This window comes from Gandjariella thermophila, assembly GCF_005405885.1.
Classification (GTDB): domain Bacteria; phylum Actinomycetota; class Actinomycetes; order Mycobacteriales; family Pseudonocardiaceae; genus Gandjariella; species Gandjariella thermophila.
Genome location: NZ_BJFL01000002.1, coordinates 325,059 through 346,240 on the forward strand (window position 1 = coordinate 325,059; position 21,182 = coordinate 346,240).

Here is a 21,182-nt window from a genome sequence, read left to right on the forward strand (position 1 = left end):
TGGGGTTGACCTGTGCGTGGAGACCTTCGGCGACGAGGACGCGCCGGCGGTGCTGCTCATCTCCGGGGCACGCCGCGTCGATGGACTGGTGGGATACCGACTTCTGCCGGCGCCTGGCAGACGGCGGCCGGTTCGTCATCCGCTACGACCACCGCGACACCGGTCGGTCGATCACCTACCCGCCCGACGCGCCGGACTATACGGGTCCCGACCTGGTCGATGACGCCGTTGGACTGATCGACGTCCTGGCCGGCGGCCGCGCCCACGTGGTCGGGCTGTCGATGGGCGGCGGCATCGCGCTGTCCCTCGCGATCGAGCATCCCGGCCACGTCGCCACGCTGACACTGGTGTCGACGAGCTCCGGCCCGGCCGACGATCTTCCCGGGATGGCGGATCGCCTGTGACGGTGCCGGCCACCAGCAGCCGCCGCCTCGCTCGACGTGGGACCTCGTCGTTCCCGCCATCCTGCGGCACACCGCCCCAGGGCCCGTGCACTGAGCAGACTCCGCACCGCGATGATCTACCTCTTCAGGGCGGAATCACGATGGCCCCACCCAAACAAAGGTGAGGAGAGGGACATGTGTCAGTCGTGTCTTGATCTGTCCGGAAAGGCAGCGACCCCCGGAGCGGTGCACCGCGACGCCGGGGCGTGCGGGTCCGAGCTGGACTGGGCTCGGAACTCCGGGGGCCGGGTAGCTGCCTGGTATTCGCAAGGCCCGCCCGCCCACGCGGGGCCGGCCGCGACGCAGCGTAGGGCGGTCCTAGCGGACAGCCACCTCACGAGTCCGACGAATATTCAACGCTGGACCACCTCCTTTCCCGTGTACCGGGAACGCTAGAGGTTCGGCGAGCGGCCGGGCAACGGAGTTTTCGACGTTCCCGGGCGGTGTCGGTTCAGGACGCCTGGGGAGGCCGGCCGGTGGCGGCACGCTCGTCGTCCACGGTGGCCCGGTCGGCGGTGAGCTGCTCGGCCGGCGCCTCGCGGGGCGCCGGCGGCATGGTCGGCGCCCGCTCCGCGGGGACGGGAGCGGCCGCCGCCTGTTCCGGCACCGGGGTGGCCGCCGGCCGCTGGCCGGCCGTGACCGTCGTCGACTGCTCCAGGAACCGCAGCAGCTCCACCGGGAAGGGCAGCACCACGGTCGAGTTCTTCTCGGCGGCCACCTCGACCATGGTCTGCAGCAGGCGGAGTTGCAGCGCGGCGGGTGTCTTCGACATGGCCGCGGCGGCGTCGGCGAGCTTCTGCGAGGCCTGCAGCTCGCCGTCGGCGGTGATGACCCGGGCGCGGCGCTCCCGCTCCGCCTCGGCCTGCCGGGACATCGACCGCTTCATCGTCTCCGGCAGCGCCACGTCCTTGATCTCCACCCGGTCGATGTGGATGCCCCAGCCCAGCGCCGGGCTGTCGATCATCACCTCGAGGCCCTGGTTCAGCCGCTCCCGGTTGGACAGCAGGTCGTCCAGGTCGCTCTTGCCGATGATCGAGCGCAGCGAGGTCTGCGCGACCTGCCCGACGGCGAACAGGTAGTCCTGCACGTCCACCACCGCCCGGACCGGGTCGATGACCTTGAAGTAGACCACCGCGTCCACCCGGACGGTCACGTTGTCCCGGGTGATGCCCTCCTGCGCGGGCACCGGCATGGTGACGATCTGCATGTTGACCTTCTGCAGCCGGTCGGCGACCGGCGCGATGAAGGCCAGCCCCGGCCCGCGGACGTGGCCCAGGGCGCGGCCGAAGCGGAACACCACGCCGCGCTCGTACTGCTTGACGACCCGGACGCCGAGGGACAGCCAGGCCACGCCGAGAACGAGAATGCCGATGAGTGCGTCGATGACAACCATGTCACGCCCCGCATTCCGTCGCGGCCGCCGCGCCGCCGACCCGCGCCTTTCGCCGGCTCCCGCTGCGGTGCGATCCGACCGTCTTCACCAGGCATGATAGTCCCGCCGCCACCCGTCGGGGCCGGCGTGACGACGCCGGCCGGTCAGCCGGCGGCGCCCAGCATGCGCAGCGTCAGTTCGGCGTACTCGGCGCCCAGCGCCTTCGGCGTCTTGCGCGTCCGCTCGTCGTACCAGCGGGCCACGTCGATGCCCAGGGACAGCACCGCGCGGGCCGCGGTCTTCACGTCCGGCACGGTGAACACGCCGGCCTGCACGCCCTCGACGATCACGTTGCGTACGGTCTGCTCGATCTTCCTGCGCAGCCCGGCGATGACCCGGTACTCCTCCTCCGGCAGGGCGTGCAGCTCGTACTGCACCACCCGGGCGACCGTGTGCCGCCGGGCGTGCCAGGCCACGAAATCCTCGACCAGTCGGCGCATCCGGCTCGGCGGGTCGTCGTCGCCGGCCACCGCCTGCTGGATCATGGCGAGGGTCTGCTCGTGCCCGCTGCGGCTGATGGTGAACAGCAGCGCCACCTTGGACGGGAAGTAGACGTACAGCGCCGCCGGGCTCATGCCGGCGCCGGTGGCGATGTCCCGGGTGGTGGTCGCGTGGTAGCCGCGCTCGGCGAAGGACTCGAGCGCGGCCATCATCAGCCGGCGCGCCGCCTCGGGCTGCACATCCGGCCACAGGTCGGCGGACAGCGTGGTGGTCATGGCCGACCATCCTCCCTCATCGGCTCCCGGCCCGTGCCGCAGGAGACGCCAGCGTCACAGCTACCCGGTGTTGACATGACACCGCGCGGTCACCAGCCTTAGCAAGCGCTTAGTCACAGCCGTACGGGGAGGAGATCCAGTGCCCGAGGCAGTCATTGTCGCCACCGCCCGGTCGCCGATCGGACGGGCCAACAAGGGATCCCTGAAGGACCTGCGCCCGGACGACCTCACCGCGCGCATCGTGCGCGCGGCGCTGGACAAGGTGCCGGAACTGGATCCGACACAGATCGACGACCTGATGCTGGGCTGCGGTCTCCCCGGCGGAGAGCAGGGCTTCAACATGGCGCGGGTGGTCGCGGTGCTGCTGGGCATGGACCACCTGCCCGGCACCACCGTCACCCGGTACTGCTCGTCCAGCCTGCAGACCACCCGGATGGCCTTCCACGCCATCAAGGCTGGCGAGGGCGACGTGTTCGTCAGCGCCGGCGTGGAGATGGTCAGCCGCTACGCCAGGGGCAACTCCGACTCGCTGCCGGACACCGAGAACCCGGTGTTCGCCGACGCCAGGGCGCGCACCGAGCGGTTCGCGGCGGGCGGGCAGACCTGGTCCGACCCGCGGGAGAGCGGGAACCTTCCGGACGTCTACATCGCCATGGGGCAGACCGCGGAGAACGTCGCCCAGCTCAAGGGCATCAGCAGGGCCGCGCAGGACGAGTTTGGCGTGCGCTCGCAGAACCTCGCCGAGCAGGCCATCGACAGCGGGTTCTGGAAGCGCGAGATCACCCCGGTCACCCTGCCGGACGGCACCGTGGTCGAGGCGGACGACGGCCCCCGGCGGGGCACCACGCTGGAGAAGGTGGCCGCGCTGCAGCCGGTGTTCCGGCCGGACGGCACGGTCACCGCGGGCAACTGCTGCCCACTCAACGACGGCGCCGCCGCGGTGGTGGTCATGTCCGACACCAAGGCGCGCGAGCTGGGCATCACCCCGCTGGCCCGGATCGTGTCCACCGGGGTCACCGGTCTGTCCCCGGAGATCATGGGCCTCGGCCCGGTCGGAGCCTCCCAGCAGGCCCTGGCCCGTGCCGGGATGACCATCGACGACGTCGACCTCGTGGAGATCAACGAGGCGTTCGCCGCGCAGGTGCTGCCGTCCGCGCAGGACCTCGGTGTGCCCATGGAGAAGCTCAACGTCAACGGCGGCGCCATCGCGGTCGGCCACCCGTTCGGCATGACCGGCGCCCGGATCACCACCACGCTGATCAACTCGTTGCAGTTCCACGACAAGCAGATCGGCCTGGAGACGATGTGCGTCGGCGGCGGCCAGGGCATGGCCATGGTGTTCGAGCGGCTGAGCTGAGCGCCGTCCCGCCCGGGGAGGTGGCCCCGCCTCCCCGGGCACCGTTGCCGGTCCGCGCGGCGGGTCTTCCGTGCCGGCGAACCTCGGTGGATCCGCGGTCGTCAGCGACCGTCGCGCGGCGGGTTCGCGGGTCGTGCGGACCGGCGGACCCGGACCATGCCCTCCTGAGCCACGGATACCGCCAGGTCGCCGTCCCGGGTGAAGATCCCCGCCCGGGTGAACCCGCGGGCGCCGGAGGAGGTCGGGCTCTCCTGGGCGTACAGCAGCCACCGGTCGGCGCGCACCGGCCGGTGGAACCACATGGCGTGGTCCAGGCTGGCCATGGCGATCTCACCGGGCTGGTACTCCGCGCCGTGCGGCAGCAGGATCGACCCGAGCAGTGACATGTCCGACGCGTAGGCCAGCACGCAGGAGTGCAGGGCCGGGTCGTCGGGCAGCGTGCCGTTGGCGCGCAGCCACACCCGCTGCCGGGGCTCGCGGGGGCCGGTGTCGCCGAGGAGCGGCGGCTTGTCGGTGAACCGCAGGTCGATGGCGTTCGGCTGGCGCCACCACGCGGGCGTGCGGTCCGGGTAGGGCGACACCCGATCGGACAGCCGGGCCAGCGACTCGGGGTCGGGCGCGTCCGGCATCTCCGGCCGGTGCTCTGGCCCCTCACCGGGACGCTGGAACGACGCCGACATCGTGAAGATCGTCTCGCCGCGCTGGCTGGCGAGCACCTGCCGGGCGCTGAACGAACGACCGTCCCGCAGCCGCTGGACGGTGTAGTCGATCGGCACCGAGGGGTCGCCGGGCGCCAGGAAGTACGCGTGCAGCGAGTGCACCGGCCGCTCCGCGTCCACCGTGCGGCCGGCGGCGACCAGGGCCTGCGCCGCGACCTGGCCGCCGAATACCCGGCGCATCGGGTACTGCGGGCTGTGGCCGCGGTAGCCGTCCGGCCCGGTCGGCTCCAGGTCGAGCAGCGAGACCAGCGCGTCGAGCGGGTCCACCGCGGTCCCCAGCGTCACGTCAACCTCCCGCAGGGTCGGCGCCCGTCGTGCTTGTTTCGAAGCCTTGGCGCGTTCCGGGGCCGCCCGTGTACCCCGCGCCGGTTCTGGATCACCTCGGCAGACTAAGCGCTTGCTCACCGGTCCGTCGAGGGTTGACCACGGCACCGCCCGCTCCTAACCTCCACATACCGACCGGTCGGTGTTGACCGCGCTGGGGCGTCGGCCGCGGTCGCGCGCTGATGAGGAGGATCGACAGTGTCCACGGTGCAGACCGTCCGCGGCCCGATCGACGAGGCCGACCTCGGCCAGGTGCTCATGCACGAGCACGTGTTCGTGCTCAGCCCCGAGTTCGTGGCGAACTACCCCGAGCACGAGGGGTTCCGCGAGGAGGAGCAGGTGCCGGAGGCGGTGCGGCGGCTGCGGGAACTGGCCGCCGAGGGCGTCCGCACCATCGTCGACCCGACGGTGATCGGCCTGGGCCGCTACATCCCGCGCATCCAGCGGGTCGCCGCCGAGGTGGACCTCAACATCGTCGTGGCCACCGGCCTCTACACCTACCACGACGTCCCGCACTACCTGCACTTCCGCGGGCCCGGCACGCTGCTGGACGGCCCGGAGCCGCTGGTGGAGATGTTCGTCAACGACATCACCGAGGGCATCGCCGGCACCGGGGTCAGGGCCGGGGTGCTCAAGTGCGCCACCGACGAGCCGGGCATCACCCCCGGCGTGGAGCGGGTGCTGCGCGCGGTCGCCCAGGCGCACCGGCAGACCGGGGTGCCGATCGTGACGCACACCCACGCGCCCAGCGGGCGCGGCCTGGAGCAGCAGGACGTGTTCGCCGCCGAGGGCGTGGACCTGAGCCGCGTGGTGATCGGTCACTCCGGGGACACCACCGACCTCGACTACCTCACCAAGATCGCCGACCGCGGCTCCTATCTCGGCATGGACCGCTTCGGCATCGACATCCTGCTGCCCTTCGAGGAGCGGGTGGCGACCGTGGCCGCGCTGTGCGAGCGCGGGTACGCGGAGAAGATGGTGCTCTCCCACGACGCCTCCTGCTACATCGACTGGCTGCCGATGAAGGACGTGCCGGCCATCCTGCCGAACTGGCACTACCTGCACATCACCCGGGACGTGCTGCCCGCGCTGCGGGAGCGGGGCGTCACGGAGGATCAGATCCGGCAGATGCTGGTGGACAATCCTCGCCGGATCCTCGCCCACGGCGGCGGCTACTAGAGTCGCCGCACGTCTCACCCGCCGGGATTCCGGGGACGCCGCCGTGTTCGCGCCGGGTAAGCGACCTACCGGTCGGTATGCTCGGAGGGAGGTGCTCGCCGACGGCGGGCGGATGTGGGGAGGTCGAGGTGGCGGTACGCACGAAGGCCCGGCGCGGGCGCGAGACGTCCGGCAACGCGGCCAACGGTGGGCGCGCGGCCGAGGGGACGGTACCGCAGCGGCTGCTCGCGGTGGCCACCCGGCTGTTCGCCGAGAAGGGGTTCGAGCACACCTCGGTGCAGGAGATCGTGGACGTCGCCGGGGTCACCAAGGGAGCGATGTACCACTACTTCGACTCCAAGGACGACCTGCTCTACGAGATCTACGCCCGGGTGCTGCGCATGCAGACCGAGCGGCTGGAGAAGTTCGCCGCCAGCGAGGGCACGCTTCCCGAGCGGCTGCGCGCCGCGGCCGCGGACGTGGTGGTGACCAGCATCGCCAACCTGGACGACACCAAGATCTTCTTTCGGTCGATGCACCAGCTCAGCGCGGACAAGCAGCGGACGGTGCGCGCCGAGCGGCGCCGCTACCACGAGCAGTTCCGGGCCATGGTGCAGGAGGGCCAGCGCGCCGGGCTGTTCCGCGACGACGTGCCGGCCGAACTGGTGGTCGACTTCTTCTTCGGCTCGGTGCACCACCTGGGCACGTGGTACCACCGGGGTGGGCCGATGTCCGGCGAGCAGGTCGGCGACCACTTCGCCGAGCTGCTGCTCAGCTCGCTGCGGCCGGTGGCCTGACCGGCGGTCGCGCCGGGCGCGGGCGGCACGGTACGGTAGCCAGACCGACCAGTCGGTACGGCATCATGGATCAGGAGGCGGCGTGAAGGCGTGGCGCGTGCACGAACTCGGCGAGCCCCGGGACGCGATGCGGCTGGAGGAGGTGGCCGACCCGCAGCCCGGTCCGGGCGAGGTGCTGGTCCGGCTGCGGGCCGCCGCGGTGAACTTCCCGGACGCGTTGCTGTGCCGGGGCCAGTACCAGATCAAGCCGCCGCTGCCGTTCACTCCGGGCGTGGAGTTGTGCGGTGAGGTGGTCGCGCTCGGCGACGGCGTGTCCGGTCTGAGCGTGGGGGAGCGGGTGATCGGCTCCCCTGTGCTGCCGACCGGCGCGTTCGGCGAGCTGACCCTGATGGAGGCGGCGCGCACCTTCCCCGCGCCGCCCGCGCTGGACGACGCCGAGGCGGCCGCCCTGTTCATCGGCTACCAGACCGGCTGGTTCGGCCTGCACCGCCGGGCCGCGCTGCGGCCGGGGGAGACGCTGCTGGTGCACGCCGCCGCTGGGGGCGTGGGCAGCGCCGCGGTGCAGTTGGGCAAGGCGGCCGGCGCCCGGGTGATCGGCGTGGTCGGCGGCCCGGGCAAGGCCGAGGTGGCCCGCCGGCTCGGCGCGGATGTGGTGGTCGACCGGCGCGAGCAGGACTTCGTCGCGGTGGTCAAGGAGGTCACCGGCGCGCGCGGCGCCGACGTGATCTACGACCCGGTCGGCGGCGACGCGTACACCCGGTCCACCAAGTGCATCGCGTTCGAGGGCCGGCTGCTCGTGGTCGGCTTCGCCAGCGGCGGCATCCCCACGCCGGGGCTGAACCACGCGCTGATCAAGAACTACTCGATCGTCGGGCTGCACTGGGGCCTGTACAACACCTACGACCCCAAGGCGGTGCGCCAGGCGCACGACGAGTTGACCGCGCTGGCCGAGAAGGGCGTGGTCAAGCCGCTGATCAGCGAGCGGCTGCCGCTGGTCGACGCGGCCGACGCCGTCCAGCGGGTCGCCGACGGCAGCACCGTCGGCCGGGTCGCGGTGGTCGCAGGCTGAGGTCGTCACCGCGCGCTCGGCGCGGCCGGCCGGGATCCCCCTGGTCGGCCGCCTGACGCGTCACCAGCCGCCCCTCCGGGTCATTCGAGAACCGACGTTTCCCCTGAAATCCGGAAATGTGCAGCCGCGCTGAAATGCGCTGGCCGCGTCCGGAAAGGATGGCGTGCTGCCGCGGGTGAATTCGGCTATCTTGGCGGGCGTCGGCGGCGGGCGGCGTGCGCCTGCCCGCCGCTCGGCGCCGAATATGAGTTCGTCCTGTTCAGGAGAACGAAAATTCGGCGTGCCGGCCGGGCCTGTTCGGTGCCCTGGGGAAAACGGAATGGTGAGTGCTGCGGGAACACCAACCGAAGACCGGATGATCGCCGACCGCTATGTGCTCCTCGCGGAGATCGGCCGCGGTGGCATGGGCGTGGTGTGGCGTGCCGAGGACCGGCTGATCGGCCGGCCGGTCGCGGTGAAGGAACTGCCGGTGGTGCCGGGGCCACCGGAGGCGAGCGGGGAGGCCGCCCAGCGCATGCTCCGCGAGGTGCGGGCCAGCGGTCGGCTGAACCACCGCGCGGTGGTCACGGTGTACGACGCCGTGTGGCAGGACGGCCGCGTGCACATCGTGATGGAGCTCGTCGAGGCCCCGTCGGTGAGCGAACTGGTCAGGCGGACCGGGCCCATGCCACCGAGGCGGGTGGCCGCGCTCGGCCTGGAGATTCTCGGCGCCCTGCGCCAGGCGCACGACGCGGGCATCGTGCACCGCGACGTCAAGCCGGGCAACATCATGGTGCTGCCCGACGACCAGGGGGCCAAGCTCGCGGATTTCGGCATCGCCCAGGTACGCGGGGAGACCCAGCTCACCCACGCCGCCGGATTCGGCGGTGACCCTGCCGTGGAGTGACCGGGACGATGCCCCGGGCACCGACGTCATGCTGAGCGACCTGCAGTTCCAGGACCGTGGCTGCGCGAACGGGGAGGTGCGCCCGGGATCCTCGCCCACGATGGCCGACTGCCGGTCCGCGCAGGAGCTCGGACAACCCCGCCCGATGGGCAACCTGAGCAGCCCGCTGACCTTCGGCCACAACGGCAGCAACTGTTGCCTCGCCTGGACCGATCCCACCCGGCGGCTGGTGTTCGTCTACCTGACCGACCTACTCACCGACGGCCACGAGGGCGCCCATCACCAGGGCGCCGTCAGCGACGCCGTACTCGCCGCCTGCCCACCCGACGCCAACCTCGGCGCGCAGTCCGCTACGAGACGTGATGCGCCGATCGAAGGCATCGGCCACCTGTTGTAACATACTGCCCGTTCGAGGGAATGCTGAGCGTAGGTTATCGGTCACCGTGAGTGGTGGCTCTACGGCATGGATAGGCGCGGCTACGGTCCGGGGGGACGCATTGCCGATTGATCTCGTGTTCGTGTCCGTGGGCGGCGTGCAGCGGTTCGTTGCCGAGTCCAGGAAGACGGTGGACGCCGCCGGCGCCAGTTCGGTGGTGCGATATGTGATGACACAGGCCGCGCACGCCGTGCAGAGCGCGTTAGCCGACCGCCCGTGGCCGTGCGGGCTGGTGTTCCCGACGCCGGGCACGCTCGCGCGGGCGGCTGGCGGGACCGCGGACGTGACGAACAAGCTGGCCTTCCTGGCGCCGGCGGGCACGGGACCGGACCTCGCACGCCAGGCCGCGGAGGCCGCGCGGTCGGCCTGGCGCGGCCTGGTCGAACGAGCCTTCGGCGCGGATCGCCCAACGCCCGGGTTTCCGGATCTCGCCTGGGTGTCCGTCACCGGATCGTTCGGTGACGACGCGGAGTACCGGGCGCTGTGGCGGCGGGCCGGTGCCGCGATGGGCGAGCGCCGGCGGGCCCGGGTGTTTGACCCGGTGTCACCGGGGCCGACCGCGCTGTGCACCCAGTCGCCCGCCCTGCCGGCCGCGGCGGGCGTGCCGAGGAGGACGGCCAGGCGGGACCGCACCGAGAAGCTGTCCGTGGCCGGGTGGACCAAGCGTCACCACGGTCGCGCCGACGACGACGCCGACTTCCCGTCCACCACGGTGGTCGCCAGTGCGGCGTTCCGGGCGGCGCTGCTCACCCGGGCCGCGGCCGACGAGGAGTTCCGCGCGCGACTGTCCCGGCCGGTCGGTGAGCTGGACGAGATTCTCCGGCAGATCGGGGACGGTCGGCGGCACCGGGGCCTCCCGCCCGGTATACCCATTCCCGACGGTCTGCGGGCGCTGAGCGACCGGCTGGGTACAGCGGTGAGCCCGGACGCCTGGGAACCGGACGCGCTGCGCGCCGAGCACGGCGACGACCTGGACGGCGGGCTGATCGACCGCGGTCACCAGCAGGCCCGGCAGCTCGTGTCCGCAGTGGACGATGCACGGCTGACGCCCTACTACGCGATCGTGGTCCAGGACCTGGACAGGCTGGGCACCGCGATCAGCGGGCTCGGCCTGGCCGACCAGCGGCGTGCGGCGGAGGCGCTGGCGGAACTCGGCCACGCCCAGCGCGCGCTGGCCGACTCCGCCGACCATCTCGGCGTGTCCGTCTACGCCGGCGGCGACGACTTCGTCGCCTTCGCACCCGCCGCACGGGCGTTGCGGCTGGCCAAGGAGCTGCGCCTGCTCACCCGCGACGCGATCGCCGGCAGTCCGCTGGCGGCGGCCGGTCCCGGCGGCGGCACCGTCACCGCGTCCACCGCGGTCCTGTTCAGCCACATGACCAGATCGCTGCAGGAGGCGATCGCGGCCGCGCAGGACGCCCTGCACCGCGCCAAGAAGGCCGAGGGCCGGGGCGGACGCAACCGGAACGCGCTCACCGTGGTGGTCCGCCGCCGCGGCGGGGAACGTGCCCGCACGATCCTGCCCTGGTGGCCCCCCGAGGACGGCAAGGGCCGGACCGCCGCCGACCTGCTGGACGTTGTCGCGCCACGCGGCCAGGCCGCCACCTTCTCGGCCCGCCTGGCCGCCCGACTGGAACAGGACCGGATGCATCTCGACGAACTCGGCCGGACGCCGGAACTGTGGTCGCTGCTGCGAGCCGAACTGGACCGGCTGGTGGCCCGGCAGGGCGGCACCGCCGAGGTCGCCGACGCCCTCTGCGCGCTGGGCCTGGACGAGCGCGGTACCCACGGCTTCAACCCGGTGCCCGCGGCCCTGGTCGGCCGCTTCCTCGCCCGGGAGTGCCGATGACCGCCGAGAAACCGACACACCTCACCTGGCTGGCCGTGCAGCCGCTGGACACGGTCATGGTGCGCGACGGGCGCTCGTTCCTCGCCGGCGACGCCAGCGGGGCCAGCAGCGTCGCCCCACCCCCGACCACCCTGGGCGGCGTGGTGCGCACAGTCCTCGGTCGCAACGCCGGCCGCATTCTCGGCCCCGTCGTGGACGTCGACGGCGAGCCGCTGTTTCCGCTCCCGCGAGACATCGTGTGGGACGGGGACACGTGGCGCCGCCTCGGCGTAGAAGAGCGCCGCGACGACGCGGTGTCCGATCTGGACGACAGCCACCACCTCAGCCACGCGCTGACCGGCGACGGCGACTGGGCGGAGGCGTGGGTCACCGGCGGTTGGCTGGCGGACTGGCTCACCGCCGACTCGCTCGCACCGGGCGAACCGTTGCCGAACAACCGGCGCCGGTTCGCGGAGCCGCCGTGGCGGCCGGAGCACCGGCTCGGGCTGGCCCGGCACTGGGACGGCGATTTCGTCGGCACGGCCAACTCCGGCCTGCTCTACACGATGAGCCACCTGCGGCCGCTTGACGAGATGCGGTTCCTGGTCGGCTGCGAGGACCCCGACCCGATCACCCTCCAGCGCACCCTCGTCCCGCTCGGCGGACGCGGCAGGCTGGCCACCGTCTCCGTGGCCGAGTCCGCCGATCCGCTGCCCAGGCACCCGGGTGACTTCCCCGGCGGCCGGGTCGCCGTCTACCTGGCCACCCCGGCGTTGCTCGACGACGTGCTCTGGACCCCGCCGGACGCCACCGCGGAGCTGTGCGCCCTTGCCGTGGGCGGCCCGGCGCCGATCGCGCACGCTTCGCCGCGCCACGGGCGGGACTTCGGCAAGACCCGCCTGTTCGCGTGGGCGGTGCCCGCCGGCAGCGTGTTCTACCTCAGGTTCGACCCCGCGGGCGATGCCGCCGCCTGGGCGCGGAAACACCACGGCAGGTTGCTGCCCGGACAGTCCACACGGGATCGGGTCAAGGACATCATCGGCGCGGGCTTCGGCACCTGCCTGATCGGGAGATGGTAGTGGAACGACGATTGTTGGTGCTGTTCGCGGAGACCCCGGTACACGCCGGTGGAAGTGAGGCACTGGGCGCGGTGGACCTGCCCGTCCAGCGGGAGGCGGGCACGAACCTTCCGGTGATCTGGGGCCAGAGCCTCAAGGGCGCGCTCCGCCAGGCCGCCCGCGACGACGGATGGACGGTGGACGACCAGAAGGCGGTGTTCGGCTCGCCGCCACCCGGATACCCGGGCTCGGACGGTGAAGCCGACGACGGCAGCGGCAGTCGGATGCTGGTCAAGGGCACGGTGTCGATCGGCGATGCGCAACTGCTGCTGTTCCCGGCGGCCGCGCTGCGGCGCGGTTTCGCCTGGGTGACCTCCGACCTGGCGCTGAACCGCCTGTGGCGCAAGGCGATCCTGGCCGGGTCGCGGCGGGGCGACGCCTTCCGGCCACCGGCCCGCCGGGACGCCGCGCTGGGCACCGGCGACTGGGCCGGGACGCAGGTGGTTGGCGCCTTCCAGCAGAACGTGACCGCCGACGACGCGATGGGCCGTATCGGACGGGTTTTCGGGTCGCTGGCCTGCCCCACCGACGCCGCCTTCGACTACACCAGGTCCAAGCTGGCCGAGGACGTCATCCTGGCCGGCGACGACCTGCTGAAGGATCTCGGCGAGACCGGCACCGACGTGGTCGCCCGGGTGCAGCTCGACGACGACAAGGCCGTCGCCAACGGTCCGTTCTATTCGGAGTATCTGCCGGTCGAGACCGTGTTGGCCGCCCTGCTGGCCGGGCCGGCGGGCCAGCTCGACCGGCTGTCCGAGCTGCTGGACGGCAAGCCGTTGCAACTGGGCGGCAACGAGACGATCGGTAAGGGGTTGCTGTGGTGCCGGGTGCACCGCGGCGCCGACCTGGACCACGCGGTGAGCGCCGCCGACCAGCCGACCGCCGCCGCACCGCAGCCGGTCCCCGCCACGGCGCCACGGTCGCGGGACGACACCTCACCGAATCCGCAACCGTCGACCGGAGCCGCGCGACCCAATCCCGGGTTGCTGGCACAACAGAAACGGCAGAAATGACCCGACGCCTCGACCTGGAGTTGGCCGCCAAGGCCGCGGACGCCCTGCCCGCCGACCGCATCGGCAAGGACCTGCGCACCGTGCTGCGCTCGCTACCGGTGATGATCCGGTCGCACGGCCTGATCGCGAGCGGCGCCTACCTGTTGTCCCGCGCTGACGGCGACGAGGGAAACCGGTACCGGGTGGCCGCCAGGGCCATCCTCGCCGACGCCACCGCGTCCGCCGGCATTCGGACCCGGGACGGTCGGGGAGACGCCCTGGCCCTGCTCGACGCGCTCACCGCATCGGGCAGCGACCAGCGGTACCGGCTCGCCGAGGCCAGGGCGCGGCAGTTCGCGATCTGGCTTGCCCGACTCGCCGAGGCACGGTTCCAGGCCGAAGAGAAGGCCCGCCAGGAGGAAAGCGCGCCGCGCCGGGTCGACGCCGGCGGTGATGCGCCGTGACGGCGGTCCGCTACGGGCCACTGAGCCGGCTGCCCGAGTGGCCACCGGACATCAACGCGCACCTGCTGCTCCGGGGAGTCTGGCTGGGGGTCCGCGACGGCTCGACCCTGGCGCGTGACCCCGACCTGCGGGCCAAGCACCTGCGGGCGGTGGCCGCCGCGGCGAACGCCGTGCCGGCCACCGCGATCGCCGCCGTCCACAGGCGACGTCTCGCCGCCGCCCGCGGCCTGCTGCGCCGCAGGGGCAGGGGGTACGCCGCCCGCGCCCTGCTGATCCGTCCGCAGTGGAGGGTGGTGGTCGGGCACGGCGAGGACTCGGTGCAGGACACCAGCCTCACCCTCTCCCCGAGCTACGGCGTCCCGATGTGGCCGGCCTCCGGGCTGAAGGGCCTGGCCGCGGCACACGCCCGGTCGGTACTCGACGCGGACCGGGTGCGCCGGCTGTTCGGCGCGCCGCGGCCCGGCGAACCCGACGTGGACGGCAGGGGAGCGGTGACCATCCTCGACGCGCTCCCCGACGCCGATCCCCGGCCAAGGGTGGTGGTGGACGTCCTCACCCCGCACGTGAAGCCCTACTACGACGAGGCCAACGACGACCACCGGACGCTGGTCACCCCGCCGGCCGAGTACCACAACCCGGTGCCGGTCCAGTTCCTCGCCGTGGAGGGCGGCGCCTTCCGCACCCTGCTTCTCGGTCCACCGTCCGATGTGGACGACGTGGTGGAACTGCTGCGGGACGCCGCCGACCAACTCGGCATCGGCGGCAAGACCTCGGCGGGTTACGGCTACTGCCACGTCAAGGCGGAGGAAATCGACCCGTGACGCTGACGATGCACGTGCTCCCGGTCGGCGTGTCGCTGTTGAACGAGGAGAACGGAGCCCCGCGCACGGTACGCCGGGCGCTCGATCCGGCGACCTCCCACACCGAGGACCGCCGCGTGGACGTGGAACTGGCGCATCGTGCCGGAGGCAACGTCGGTCCACTGACTGTCGCGGCACTGGTGGGAGAGGAGGTGTGCGACCGGCTGCGCCGCGCCGACGCGGAGTGGTGCGCGGAGTGGACCTCGGTGGAGGCGTACAAGAACCAGCCGGAGTATGTCGCTCCCACGGGAGAGTCGTACGTGCTGATCGCCACCGACACCACCGAGGGCCTGCGTGCGGCGTTCCTGGCAGCCACCCGGTATGCGCTGGACGGCACCATCACCTACGTCAACGACCCGCTGGCCGCCCGCACCCAGCCGATCGAACCGGGCCGGGTGTACCTGCTGCGGGTGCCTGGCCTGGACCTGACCGAGACGGGCGAAGGGCCCAGGACGGACCACCCCTGGCGTGCGCTGGGCGCCATCGGCGGGATGATCACGGAAACCGCCATGCAGGCCGCGCACGGCACCTGGCATGTGGTGCTGCACTGCTCCGGCGGATACAAGCCCGTCCTGCCCTACCTGCTGGTGATGGCCGAGGGCATCCGGACCGAGTTCGAGCATCGGCACCCGCAGGATCGGCGCCCGAAACCCGAACTGACCGCGGCGGCGACCCACCGGTCGAAGCCGGGCAGCCCGGAACACATCGTCGAACTGCCCGTCCGATACCTCACCGGACGGCCGCTGACGAAGGCGCGTGCCCTGGTCAACCAGCTCAAACAGGAAGGCAGGGACACGGAACTGTCGGCGGACGAGTACAGCGACATCGCCGGCATGCTGCTGAAGGAGGACACGGGCGGACGCCTCACCCTCAGCCAGTCCGGGCTGATCATGACGGAGGCGTTGTGGCTACGGTCCTGACGGCGGAGGGCGCCGTCGACCACTATCTGCGCGTCGTACTCCCGGCCGATCCGCCAACGACCGGGCATGCGGCGACCGGCCGGCGGCTGATCGACCTGACCGAGAACGCGACCCTCATCGACCATCGGGACCTGGCATACGTCCTGGACGATCCCAGCAGGCTGCGGTCGTATGACAGGGCCCGCTCGGTCGACGGCCGGATGGCAGCCCTGCTCGGCTTCGCCCTCTGGCTGTACCGGCTCCGCGAGCCGATTCCCGAAGACATCCGGTCGAGGGCGGCCCGGTTCCGGTTCCTGCTGTGGAGCTTGTACTTTCGCCTGCCCGAAAAGGACAGTTGCGAGCTGTTGCCGGACCAGGTGAAGGTGGCGGGACGCCCCGGCATGGAACCCGTTGGGGAACACTGGCTTCACCAGGGGCGCGCCGCACGGGAGGAATGGCTGGGATACCTCAACGGGTGGGAGGACGACCCGTGGCTGGCCAACCTGCACACCGCGCGGCCTGGCGACTTCGAAACGGAGCTGTGCTGGCTGAGCATGACGTGGCCGACCGCGGCCCGGCCCAGCGCGGGCCGGTGGCCCTTCGCACCCGCCGCGCTGCACCTGTCGCCGACCGAACCGGACACCGCGGAGGCCACCAGGCAGGCCAGCAAGGATCACGCGCGGATCGCCGCCGACCTCGCCGACAACCACTGGCTGCCCCGAGGGGCGCTGTTCGGCGCCGCCACCGGGTTCGCGCTCGGCACCGTCCGCGGGCGGTTGCTGCCGCTGGCCTTCCCGAGCCTGGCACTCGTCCTGTGCGCGCTGCTGTTCTCTCAAAAGGTCGACGCGGACGTGGCCCGATGGTCGGCGCTCGGCATGGTCGGCGCCGGGTTGCTGGCCGCCATCGTCGGCCTCGGTGACCGAAAGGACTCCCTGGCCCTGCTACGGATGCCCGCGGCGGCCCTCGTGGGCCTGCTGGCCCTGCTGAGCTTCACGTCCCGCTGGTGGCTCGATCCGCACGGCTGGCGGGTCGGCGCGGGCCTCCTGGCCGGCGCGCTGCTGTACGTGGTGCTGGAGTTGCGGCTGCACGGCGTGCGGCTGTGGCCCGCACTCGGCCGGGGCGCCCTGATCGGGTTCATCGGCACGATGTACGCGTTCGTGCTCAGCCTGCTGCTCCTCGGCTTCGTCGCGCCGTCCGTGGGCGAGCACGGCGAATGCCTGCTCGGCTGGTGGAACACCGACGTGTGGGCCGCGCGGCCGCTGGCCGGATGCAAGGAACTGGAGGACCGGACCGCCGCCCCGGCCGCCGGGGTCCTGGTCCTGATGACCGGCTGGGCCTTCGCGGCCGGCCTGGCCGCGCAGATCCTGTGGGACGACCGGCCGGTCACCGCCCCGCTCGGTCGGCTGCGCCGCGTTCGAGGAGGACGCCCATGAGCTGGACCACACTGCACCTCACGGTCGTCACCCCGCTGTTCAGCGGGGACGACCCGGCGCGGGAAACCGGCAGCCCGGTCCGCGTTCCGTCCATCCGTGGCGCGCTGCGCTTCTGGTTCCGTGCCGTCGCCGCCGGCCACGGCGTCACCGACCTCAAGGAACTCTTCCGGCAGGAAGAAGAAGTCTTCGGCAGCACGGCCCGCCGCTCCCGCATCGCGCTGCGCGTGCGGGAGCAGCCCCTCGCCGCGGGAAGGGGCTCCCGACCGGACTGGGCGACCTACTCCCCGGGCCGCCGAGACCGCTTCTGCGGCGCGCAGTACCTCCTGGGCCAGGGACTGTGGAGCTACCGGGACGGCCTCACCCGCGACTACGTCCACCCGGGCCGAACCTTCGATCTCGACGTCCGGTTCGGCGACGACGAGACGGTCAACGGCCGATTCATGCTGGCTCTCTGGGCCTGGCTCACCTACGGCGGACTCGGCGCCCGCACCCGCCGCGGCTTCGGTCAACTGGCCTGCGCGCGCGTCACCGCGGGGCGGCTCCCCGGCCGGTGGCGAGAAGCGGACCTGACGACCACCCGGACCGCGGGGGAGTGGGCGGCGCTGGGGGAGCGAGCGGTGCCGACCGAGATCCAGGCGAAGAGCCCGCTCGGCGACTGGCGGCTGCTCGAAGGGCAACCCGACGAGGCGGAGCCGCTGCCGGAGTTCCCGGTGCTGGCCCCCCGCTGGTGGTTCGGCCGGATGCTGCACGGCACGCCGACGTCACTCGATGCCGCGTTGGACCTTGCCGGCCGCGAGTGGCGGGCATTCCGCGCGGTGGTCGATCCGGGCGGCCCGATCGGCGACGACACCCGTTCCCCGGAGTGGCGCCACGTCATTCACGGCGACGAAACCGAATACCCCATCGCCGCACTCGGCCTGCCTGTCGGTTACTACTCGGCGAAACGAGGACGAGGTCCGTTCAAGGCGACGGTGGAACCCGCCCTCAACGGTGCTCCGCTGCGCCGCGCCTCGCCGGTGTGGCTGCGACCGGTGTTCCTGGGCCGCGACAGAACCGGCAGGGAGACCTGGGGCGTCTTCACGCATGCCTTCTGGGCTCGGCTGCTCCCCGACGGCGCTGACCTGAGAATGACCGGCAGCCGAACCCGCGACCTACCCGCGCCCGATGAAGCCACGGTGGAGAGGGCCGTGCAGGACTGGTGCGACGACCATGACCGCCTGCCGAGGAACTTCTACCCGAGACCGTAGCGACCGACCCTCCGCCGCCGATGTCCACCTGCGCGGCGTGCCGTCCGACGGAAGCAGGTGATCATGCCGAGCGTGTGGGAGTGGGAGTTACCCGACGGAGCGTCGATCGACCGCCGCGACATGCACCGGCGGTTGTCCCGCTGGCTGGACGACGACCACCACGTCGCGGCGAAGGCGCGGTCGTGGTCTCTGCAACCCAGCGGTTCCGCTGGCCGGGTTGTCCGGCTGGGCCTCGTGGACGACACCCTGGCGGGACGACTCCTCGAACACGCCGACGCCTACCGGCGATCCGCCCGCCCGACGGGCGACCTCGCCATGCCGACGCCGTTGAAACAGGTCGAGGCCGTCACCTGGCCCCAGTTGGCGGCCGGGCGCGACCGGCCAGGCTGGACACTGGAATTCGTCAGCCCGGTCACCTTCCGGCGGGGCAACAGGTTTGTGCCCTGGCCCTCGCCCTCCGCGGTGTTCGGCAGCCTCCGTGCCGCATGGCGTCGCTTCGGCGCCCGCCACGTCGGCGACCTCGAAGTCGACCTGCGCCTGGACCCGATCGTGGTCACCGCGATCTCCGGCGCCAGCCAGGTCGAACGGGTCGTACTGCACGAGCGGCCCAACCCGTCCGGCGAACGCCAGCCCGTCACGGTGACGGTCGGCGGTTTCCTCGGCCGAGTCACCTACGCCGTCGATGGCACCATCGACCCGGCTGCCGTCGATTCGCTTACCAGGCTGGCCCCGTACACCGGCGTCGGTTCCTACACCACCCGCGGCTTCGGCGGCGTCCGCGTTTCACATCCCAACGCACCGGGCTGATCCGCCGTGGACGGTGACGTGCCTGCCGCACGCGGCCCCGTCTGGCCTTCGGCACGATATGCCGGCCAGCCATTGAGGCGGATGTCTCGACGGCCCGCCTGGCGAGTACGCCGAATGCCGTCGGCGATTACTCCACATGGGGAGGGCGGCGGTACTGATCCACTGCCGGTCTCGCGTGCATGGCCGCCTACCCGCCAAAACGCACATCCGGGCGACCCAGGAAGGACCACCAGACCTGCTCTACCCGACCAAGCTCGCAAGCACCGTACATCGCACCTGCTCACGGCCCCCGCCGGACAGGATAGGGTCACCACCAACCTCACGCCGCAGGGCGTATAGAAACTGGCACGGCACCCAGTCCATGATGACCTTGATGCCGCAGTTACAACCGACCTCAAGCCGCAGGCGTATAGAAAGGGGAAGCGAACTGCGGCAGTGCTGGCAGTACACGAACGCTGATCAACTACATCACGCTGAAGGGCGTGTGTACAAGCCCAATGCGGTCCTTGCCGCTGAACTTATGGGCGGTTCTTGAAATCTGCGCCTGCGATGGCACGTCAGAAGGGCGCGAGGCGAGAAAAGGCCGGGACCGGCCGGCCGGTCTGACGACTCTCGGCCTGGCCGGTCCGGTGGATGGCAGCTACTTCGCGGCCTGATCGAACTGGCCGGACTTGACCGCGCGGACGAAGGCGACCACGTCCACCCGCAGCGTCGGCCCGGTCGGGTTCTTGGAGTCCCGGATCTCGTCCAGCGTGTTGGACAGCTCGACGCAGCTTGTCTGCGGATTTCCGCCGCTGTAGCTGCTCTTGCGCCACCGTGTCGATGTCATGCCGCCTTCTCCATGTCCTTGAGGATCTCTTCGATGAGTGTGGCTGACTCTTCCGGGCTCAGCGCCTTGCGGCGTATCGAGTCAACGGCGTTCTGGTAACTTTGGACGGCTCGCACGTTCGTAATCATGCTCGCCGACCAGTAACTTTGAAGCTGAACAACCGGCTTGTCTCGGTGGAATTGAAGCAGGACGAACTGCCCTTCGAGCGCCGGCGTATAGTGTGCGTCGAATGGGAGTATGCGGATGTCAATATTTGGTCGTTTCGCCATGGTGAGCAGATGATGAAGCTGTTCCACCATCGCATCGTTGTCGCAGGCCGGATGGCGTACAGCCAGCTCTCCTATGATGGCCACGAAGTTGACAGGGGTACGGCGGGTCAGCACGTGCTGCCGACCTAGACGGACGACGGCACCCTGTTCGGCTTGGCCCCGTGACATGCCCGCGCCGAGCATGATGGAACTGGCGTACTCCCGGGTTTGAAGCAATCCAGGAATGAGTAACGGAGCGACCTCCGTGATGGTGTGCGCGATGCGCTCGTACTCGATCAGGGCGGCGAGTTGCCTGCCGATTCCTGGCGCGACCCAGTCGTGGATGTCGTCGTGCCGAGCGAGGTCGACAACGTGGTCCCGTTCCTCCCCGGTGATCCCCAGGATCGCCAGCACGGCGGCCGTGTCTGCCTCACTCGGCGTCGACTCACCGCGTTCCCAGCGGGAAATGGTCGAGTGGTGGTACCCGAGCGCATCCGCCAAGCGGGCCACTGTCATGCCGGCGCGCTTCCGTGCCTCGCGCAGCTCCGCGCCGAGTTGGAGTGCCCGGGAACGCCCACTGGTCGGGGTGACCGCCATGCCGCCCAGCGTAGACCGGCTGATCAACGAGCTGTAGATCACTCCAATGGCTCAACGTGCGCTTGCGCACTCTCTGCGCATGACCTGCTGCGCATAGCTTTTGGATCGCGCAAGCGAGGGCGGTCGCCGACCCCGCCCCGCTGCCGGAGGGGAGACCATCATGCGACGTCACGGCTTCGTGCCCGAGCCGCCGCCGGGCGATGGCCAGCCGCCCATCGACCCGTACGCCGCCGTGGCCGAGTACCCGGTACTGGAACCGTTGCTGGCGCTGTGCGAACGGGTGGACTCGGGATGGCGGTTCCAGCACAAGCGGGACGCGGCCGGGGAGATCACGGCGATCCAGGGCATCCGGGTCGTGGAAGGCAGTCACATGGACGTGTTGCGCATCTTCTCCCACGACCGCGTGGTTGCCGCCCGAGCGTGGCTGGTCGGCGAGCAGGCCGGCGACTTCATGCTGAACATCGAGGGGCGGCCGGAGAAGGTCATCCGCGTCCTCGTGTCGCTGCCGGACCGGGAGGTGTGA

At 71.4% G+C, this 21,182-nt stretch carries 22 protein-coding genes; 17 read left to right on the plus strand and 5 right to left on the minus strand.

Features of this window, described 5'->3' with window-relative positions; genetic code table 11:
• Positions 1-80: 80 nt before the first annotated feature.
• Positions 81-404: an alpha/beta fold hydrolase gene (locus FFT21_RS03475; RefSeq protein WP_264081619.1), complete on the plus strand. Its 324-nt coding sequence runs from the start codon at positions 81-83 to the stop codon at positions 402-404.
• Between the two features lie 490 nt (positions 405-894).
• Here the strand turns inward: FFT21_RS03475 and FFT21_RS03480 are convergent, their stop codons facing one another.
• Positions 895-1,836: a slipin family protein gene (locus FFT21_RS03480; protein WP_137812240.1), complete on the minus strand. Its 942-nt coding sequence runs from the start codon at positions 1,834-1,836 to the stop codon at positions 895-897.
• Positions 1,837-1,979: 143 nt separating this feature from the next.
• Positions 1,980-2,591 carry a TetR/AcrR family transcriptional regulator gene (locus tag FFT21_RS03485; RefSeq protein WP_137812241.1) on the minus strand — a complete coding sequence of 204 codons (612 nt, stop codon included), beginning with the start codon at positions 2,589-2,591 and terminating at the stop codon, positions 1,980-1,982.
• Between the two features lie 139 nt (positions 2,592-2,730).
• On the opposite strand from FFT21_RS03485, the gene FFT21_RS03490 reads away from it, so the two are divergent.
• Positions 2,731-3,948 (plus strand): acetyl-CoA C-acetyltransferase, encoded by a 1,218-nt coding sequence (locus FFT21_RS03490; RefSeq protein ID WP_137812242.1) that lies wholly within the window; start codon positions 2,731-2,733, stop codon positions 3,946-3,948.
• A gap of 101 nt (positions 3,949-4,049) precedes the next feature.
• On the opposite strand, the gene FFT21_RS03495 is transcribed toward FFT21_RS03490, so the two are convergent.
• Positions 4,050-4,952 carry an acyl-CoA thioesterase gene (locus tag FFT21_RS03495; protein ID WP_225978064.1) on the minus strand — a complete coding sequence of 301 codons (903 nt, stop codon included), beginning with the start codon at positions 4,950-4,952 and terminating at the stop codon, positions 4,050-4,052.
• A 237-nt stretch (positions 4,953-5,189) separates the two neighbouring features.
• On the opposite strand from FFT21_RS03495, the gene FFT21_RS03500 reads away from it, so the two are divergent.
• From FFT21_RS03500 to cas6, 14 genes are all read left to right on the plus strand, one after another.
• Positions 5,190-6,170: a phosphotriesterase family protein gene (locus tag FFT21_RS03500; RefSeq protein ID WP_137812243.1), complete on the plus strand. Its 981-nt coding sequence runs from the start codon at positions 5,190-5,192 to the stop codon at positions 6,168-6,170.
• A gap of 128 nt (positions 6,171-6,298) precedes the next feature.
• Positions 6,299-6,946, plus strand: a complete 648-nt coding sequence (locus FFT21_RS03505; protein WP_371856703.1) for a TetR/AcrR family transcriptional regulator — start codon at positions 6,299-6,301, stop codon at positions 6,944-6,946.
• 82 nt (positions 6,947-7,028) lie between these two features.
• Positions 7,029-8,015, plus strand: a complete 987-nt coding sequence (locus FFT21_RS03510) for an NADPH:quinone oxidoreductase family protein (RefSeq protein ID WP_192909363.1) — start codon at positions 7,029-7,031, stop codon at positions 8,013-8,015.
• 319 nt (positions 8,016-8,334) lie between these two features.
• Complete coding sequence (locus FFT21_RS03515; RefSeq protein WP_137812245.1) at positions 8,335-8,901, plus strand: serine/threonine-protein kinase; 567 nt, start codon at positions 8,335-8,337, stop codon at positions 8,899-8,901.
• Positions 8,882-9,298, plus strand: a complete 417-nt coding sequence (locus FFT21_RS03520) for a hypothetical protein (RefSeq protein WP_137812246.1) — start codon at positions 8,882-8,884, stop codon at positions 9,296-9,298. The genes FFT21_RS03515 and FFT21_RS03520 overlap by 20 nt, the downstream gene beginning before the upstream one ends.
• A 100-nt stretch (positions 9,299-9,398) precedes the next feature.
• A complete protein-coding gene (locus FFT21_RS03525) occupies positions 9,399-11,186 on the plus strand; it encodes a Cas10/Cmr2 second palm domain-containing protein (protein ID WP_192909364.1) in 1,788 nt (595 codons plus the stop codon).
• Positions 11,183-12,244, plus strand: coding sequence for a type III-B CRISPR module-associated Cmr3 family protein (locus tag FFT21_RS03530; RefSeq protein ID WP_137812248.1), 1,062 nt, complete (start codon positions 11,183-11,185; stop codon positions 12,242-12,244). The genes FFT21_RS03525 and FFT21_RS03530 overlap by 4 nt, the downstream gene beginning before the upstream one ends.
• Positions 12,244-13,296 (plus strand): type III-B CRISPR module RAMP protein Cmr4, encoded by a 1,053-nt coding sequence (gene cmr4, locus FFT21_RS03535; protein ID WP_192909365.1) that lies wholly within the window; start codon positions 12,244-12,246, stop codon positions 13,294-13,296. The genes FFT21_RS03530 and cmr4 overlap by 1 nt, the downstream gene beginning before the upstream one ends.
• Positions 13,293-13,739 carry a type III-B CRISPR module-associated protein Cmr5 gene (locus FFT21_RS03540; protein ID WP_137812250.1) on the plus strand — a complete coding sequence of 149 codons (447 nt, stop codon included), beginning with the start codon at positions 13,293-13,295 and terminating at the stop codon, positions 13,737-13,739. Before cmr4 ends, FFT21_RS03540 begins: the two co-directional genes overlap by 4 nt.
• Positions 13,736-14,560, plus strand: a complete 825-nt coding sequence (gene cmr6 / locus FFT21_RS03545) for a type III-B CRISPR module RAMP protein Cmr6 (protein ID WP_137812251.1) — start codon at positions 13,736-13,738, stop codon at positions 14,558-14,560. The genes FFT21_RS03540 and cmr6 overlap by 4 nt, the downstream gene beginning before the upstream one ends.
• Positions 14,557-15,519 carry a hypothetical protein gene (locus FFT21_RS03550; RefSeq protein WP_137812252.1) on the plus strand — a complete coding sequence of 321 codons (963 nt, stop codon included), beginning with the start codon at positions 14,557-14,559 and terminating at the stop codon, positions 15,517-15,519. The genes cmr6 and FFT21_RS03550 overlap by 4 nt, the downstream gene beginning before the upstream one ends.
• Positions 15,504-16,931: a hypothetical protein gene (locus FFT21_RS29065; protein WP_192909366.1), complete on the plus strand. Its 1,428-nt coding sequence runs from the start codon at positions 15,504-15,506 to the stop codon at positions 16,929-16,931. Before FFT21_RS03550 ends, FFT21_RS29065 begins: the two co-directional genes overlap by 16 nt.
• Positions 16,928-18,178, plus strand: a complete 1,251-nt coding sequence (gene cmr1, locus FFT21_RS03555) for a type III-B CRISPR module RAMP protein Cmr1 (RefSeq protein ID WP_192909367.1) — start codon at positions 16,928-16,930, stop codon at positions 18,176-18,178. Before FFT21_RS29065 ends, cmr1 begins: the two co-directional genes overlap by 4 nt.
• Positions 18,179-18,412: 234 nt before the next feature.
• Positions 18,413-18,985, plus strand: coding sequence for a CRISPR system precrRNA processing endoribonuclease RAMP protein Cas6 (gene cas6 / locus FFT21_RS03560; protein WP_192909368.1), 573 nt, complete (start codon positions 18,413-18,415; stop codon positions 18,983-18,985).
• A 640-nt stretch (positions 18,986-19,625) separates the two neighbouring features.
• On the opposite strand, the gene FFT21_RS03565 is transcribed toward cas6, so the two are convergent.
• Both FFT21_RS03565 and FFT21_RS03570 read right to left on the minus strand, forming a co-directional pair.
• Positions 19,626-19,814, minus strand: a complete 189-nt coding sequence (locus tag FFT21_RS03565) for a DUF397 domain-containing protein (RefSeq protein WP_137812255.1) — start codon at positions 19,812-19,814, stop codon at positions 19,626-19,628.
• Complete coding sequence (locus tag FFT21_RS03570) at positions 19,811-20,659, minus strand: helix-turn-helix domain-containing protein (RefSeq protein WP_137812256.1); 849 nt, start codon at positions 20,657-20,659, stop codon at positions 19,811-19,813. Before FFT21_RS03570 ends, FFT21_RS03565 begins: the two co-directional genes overlap by 4 nt.
• A 160-nt stretch (positions 20,660-20,819) precedes the next feature.
• On the opposite strand from FFT21_RS03570, the gene FFT21_RS03575 reads away from it, so the two are divergent.
• Positions 20,820-21,182: a hypothetical protein gene (locus FFT21_RS03575; RefSeq protein ID WP_137812257.1), complete on the plus strand. Its 363-nt coding sequence runs from the start codon at positions 20,820-20,822 to the stop codon at positions 21,180-21,182.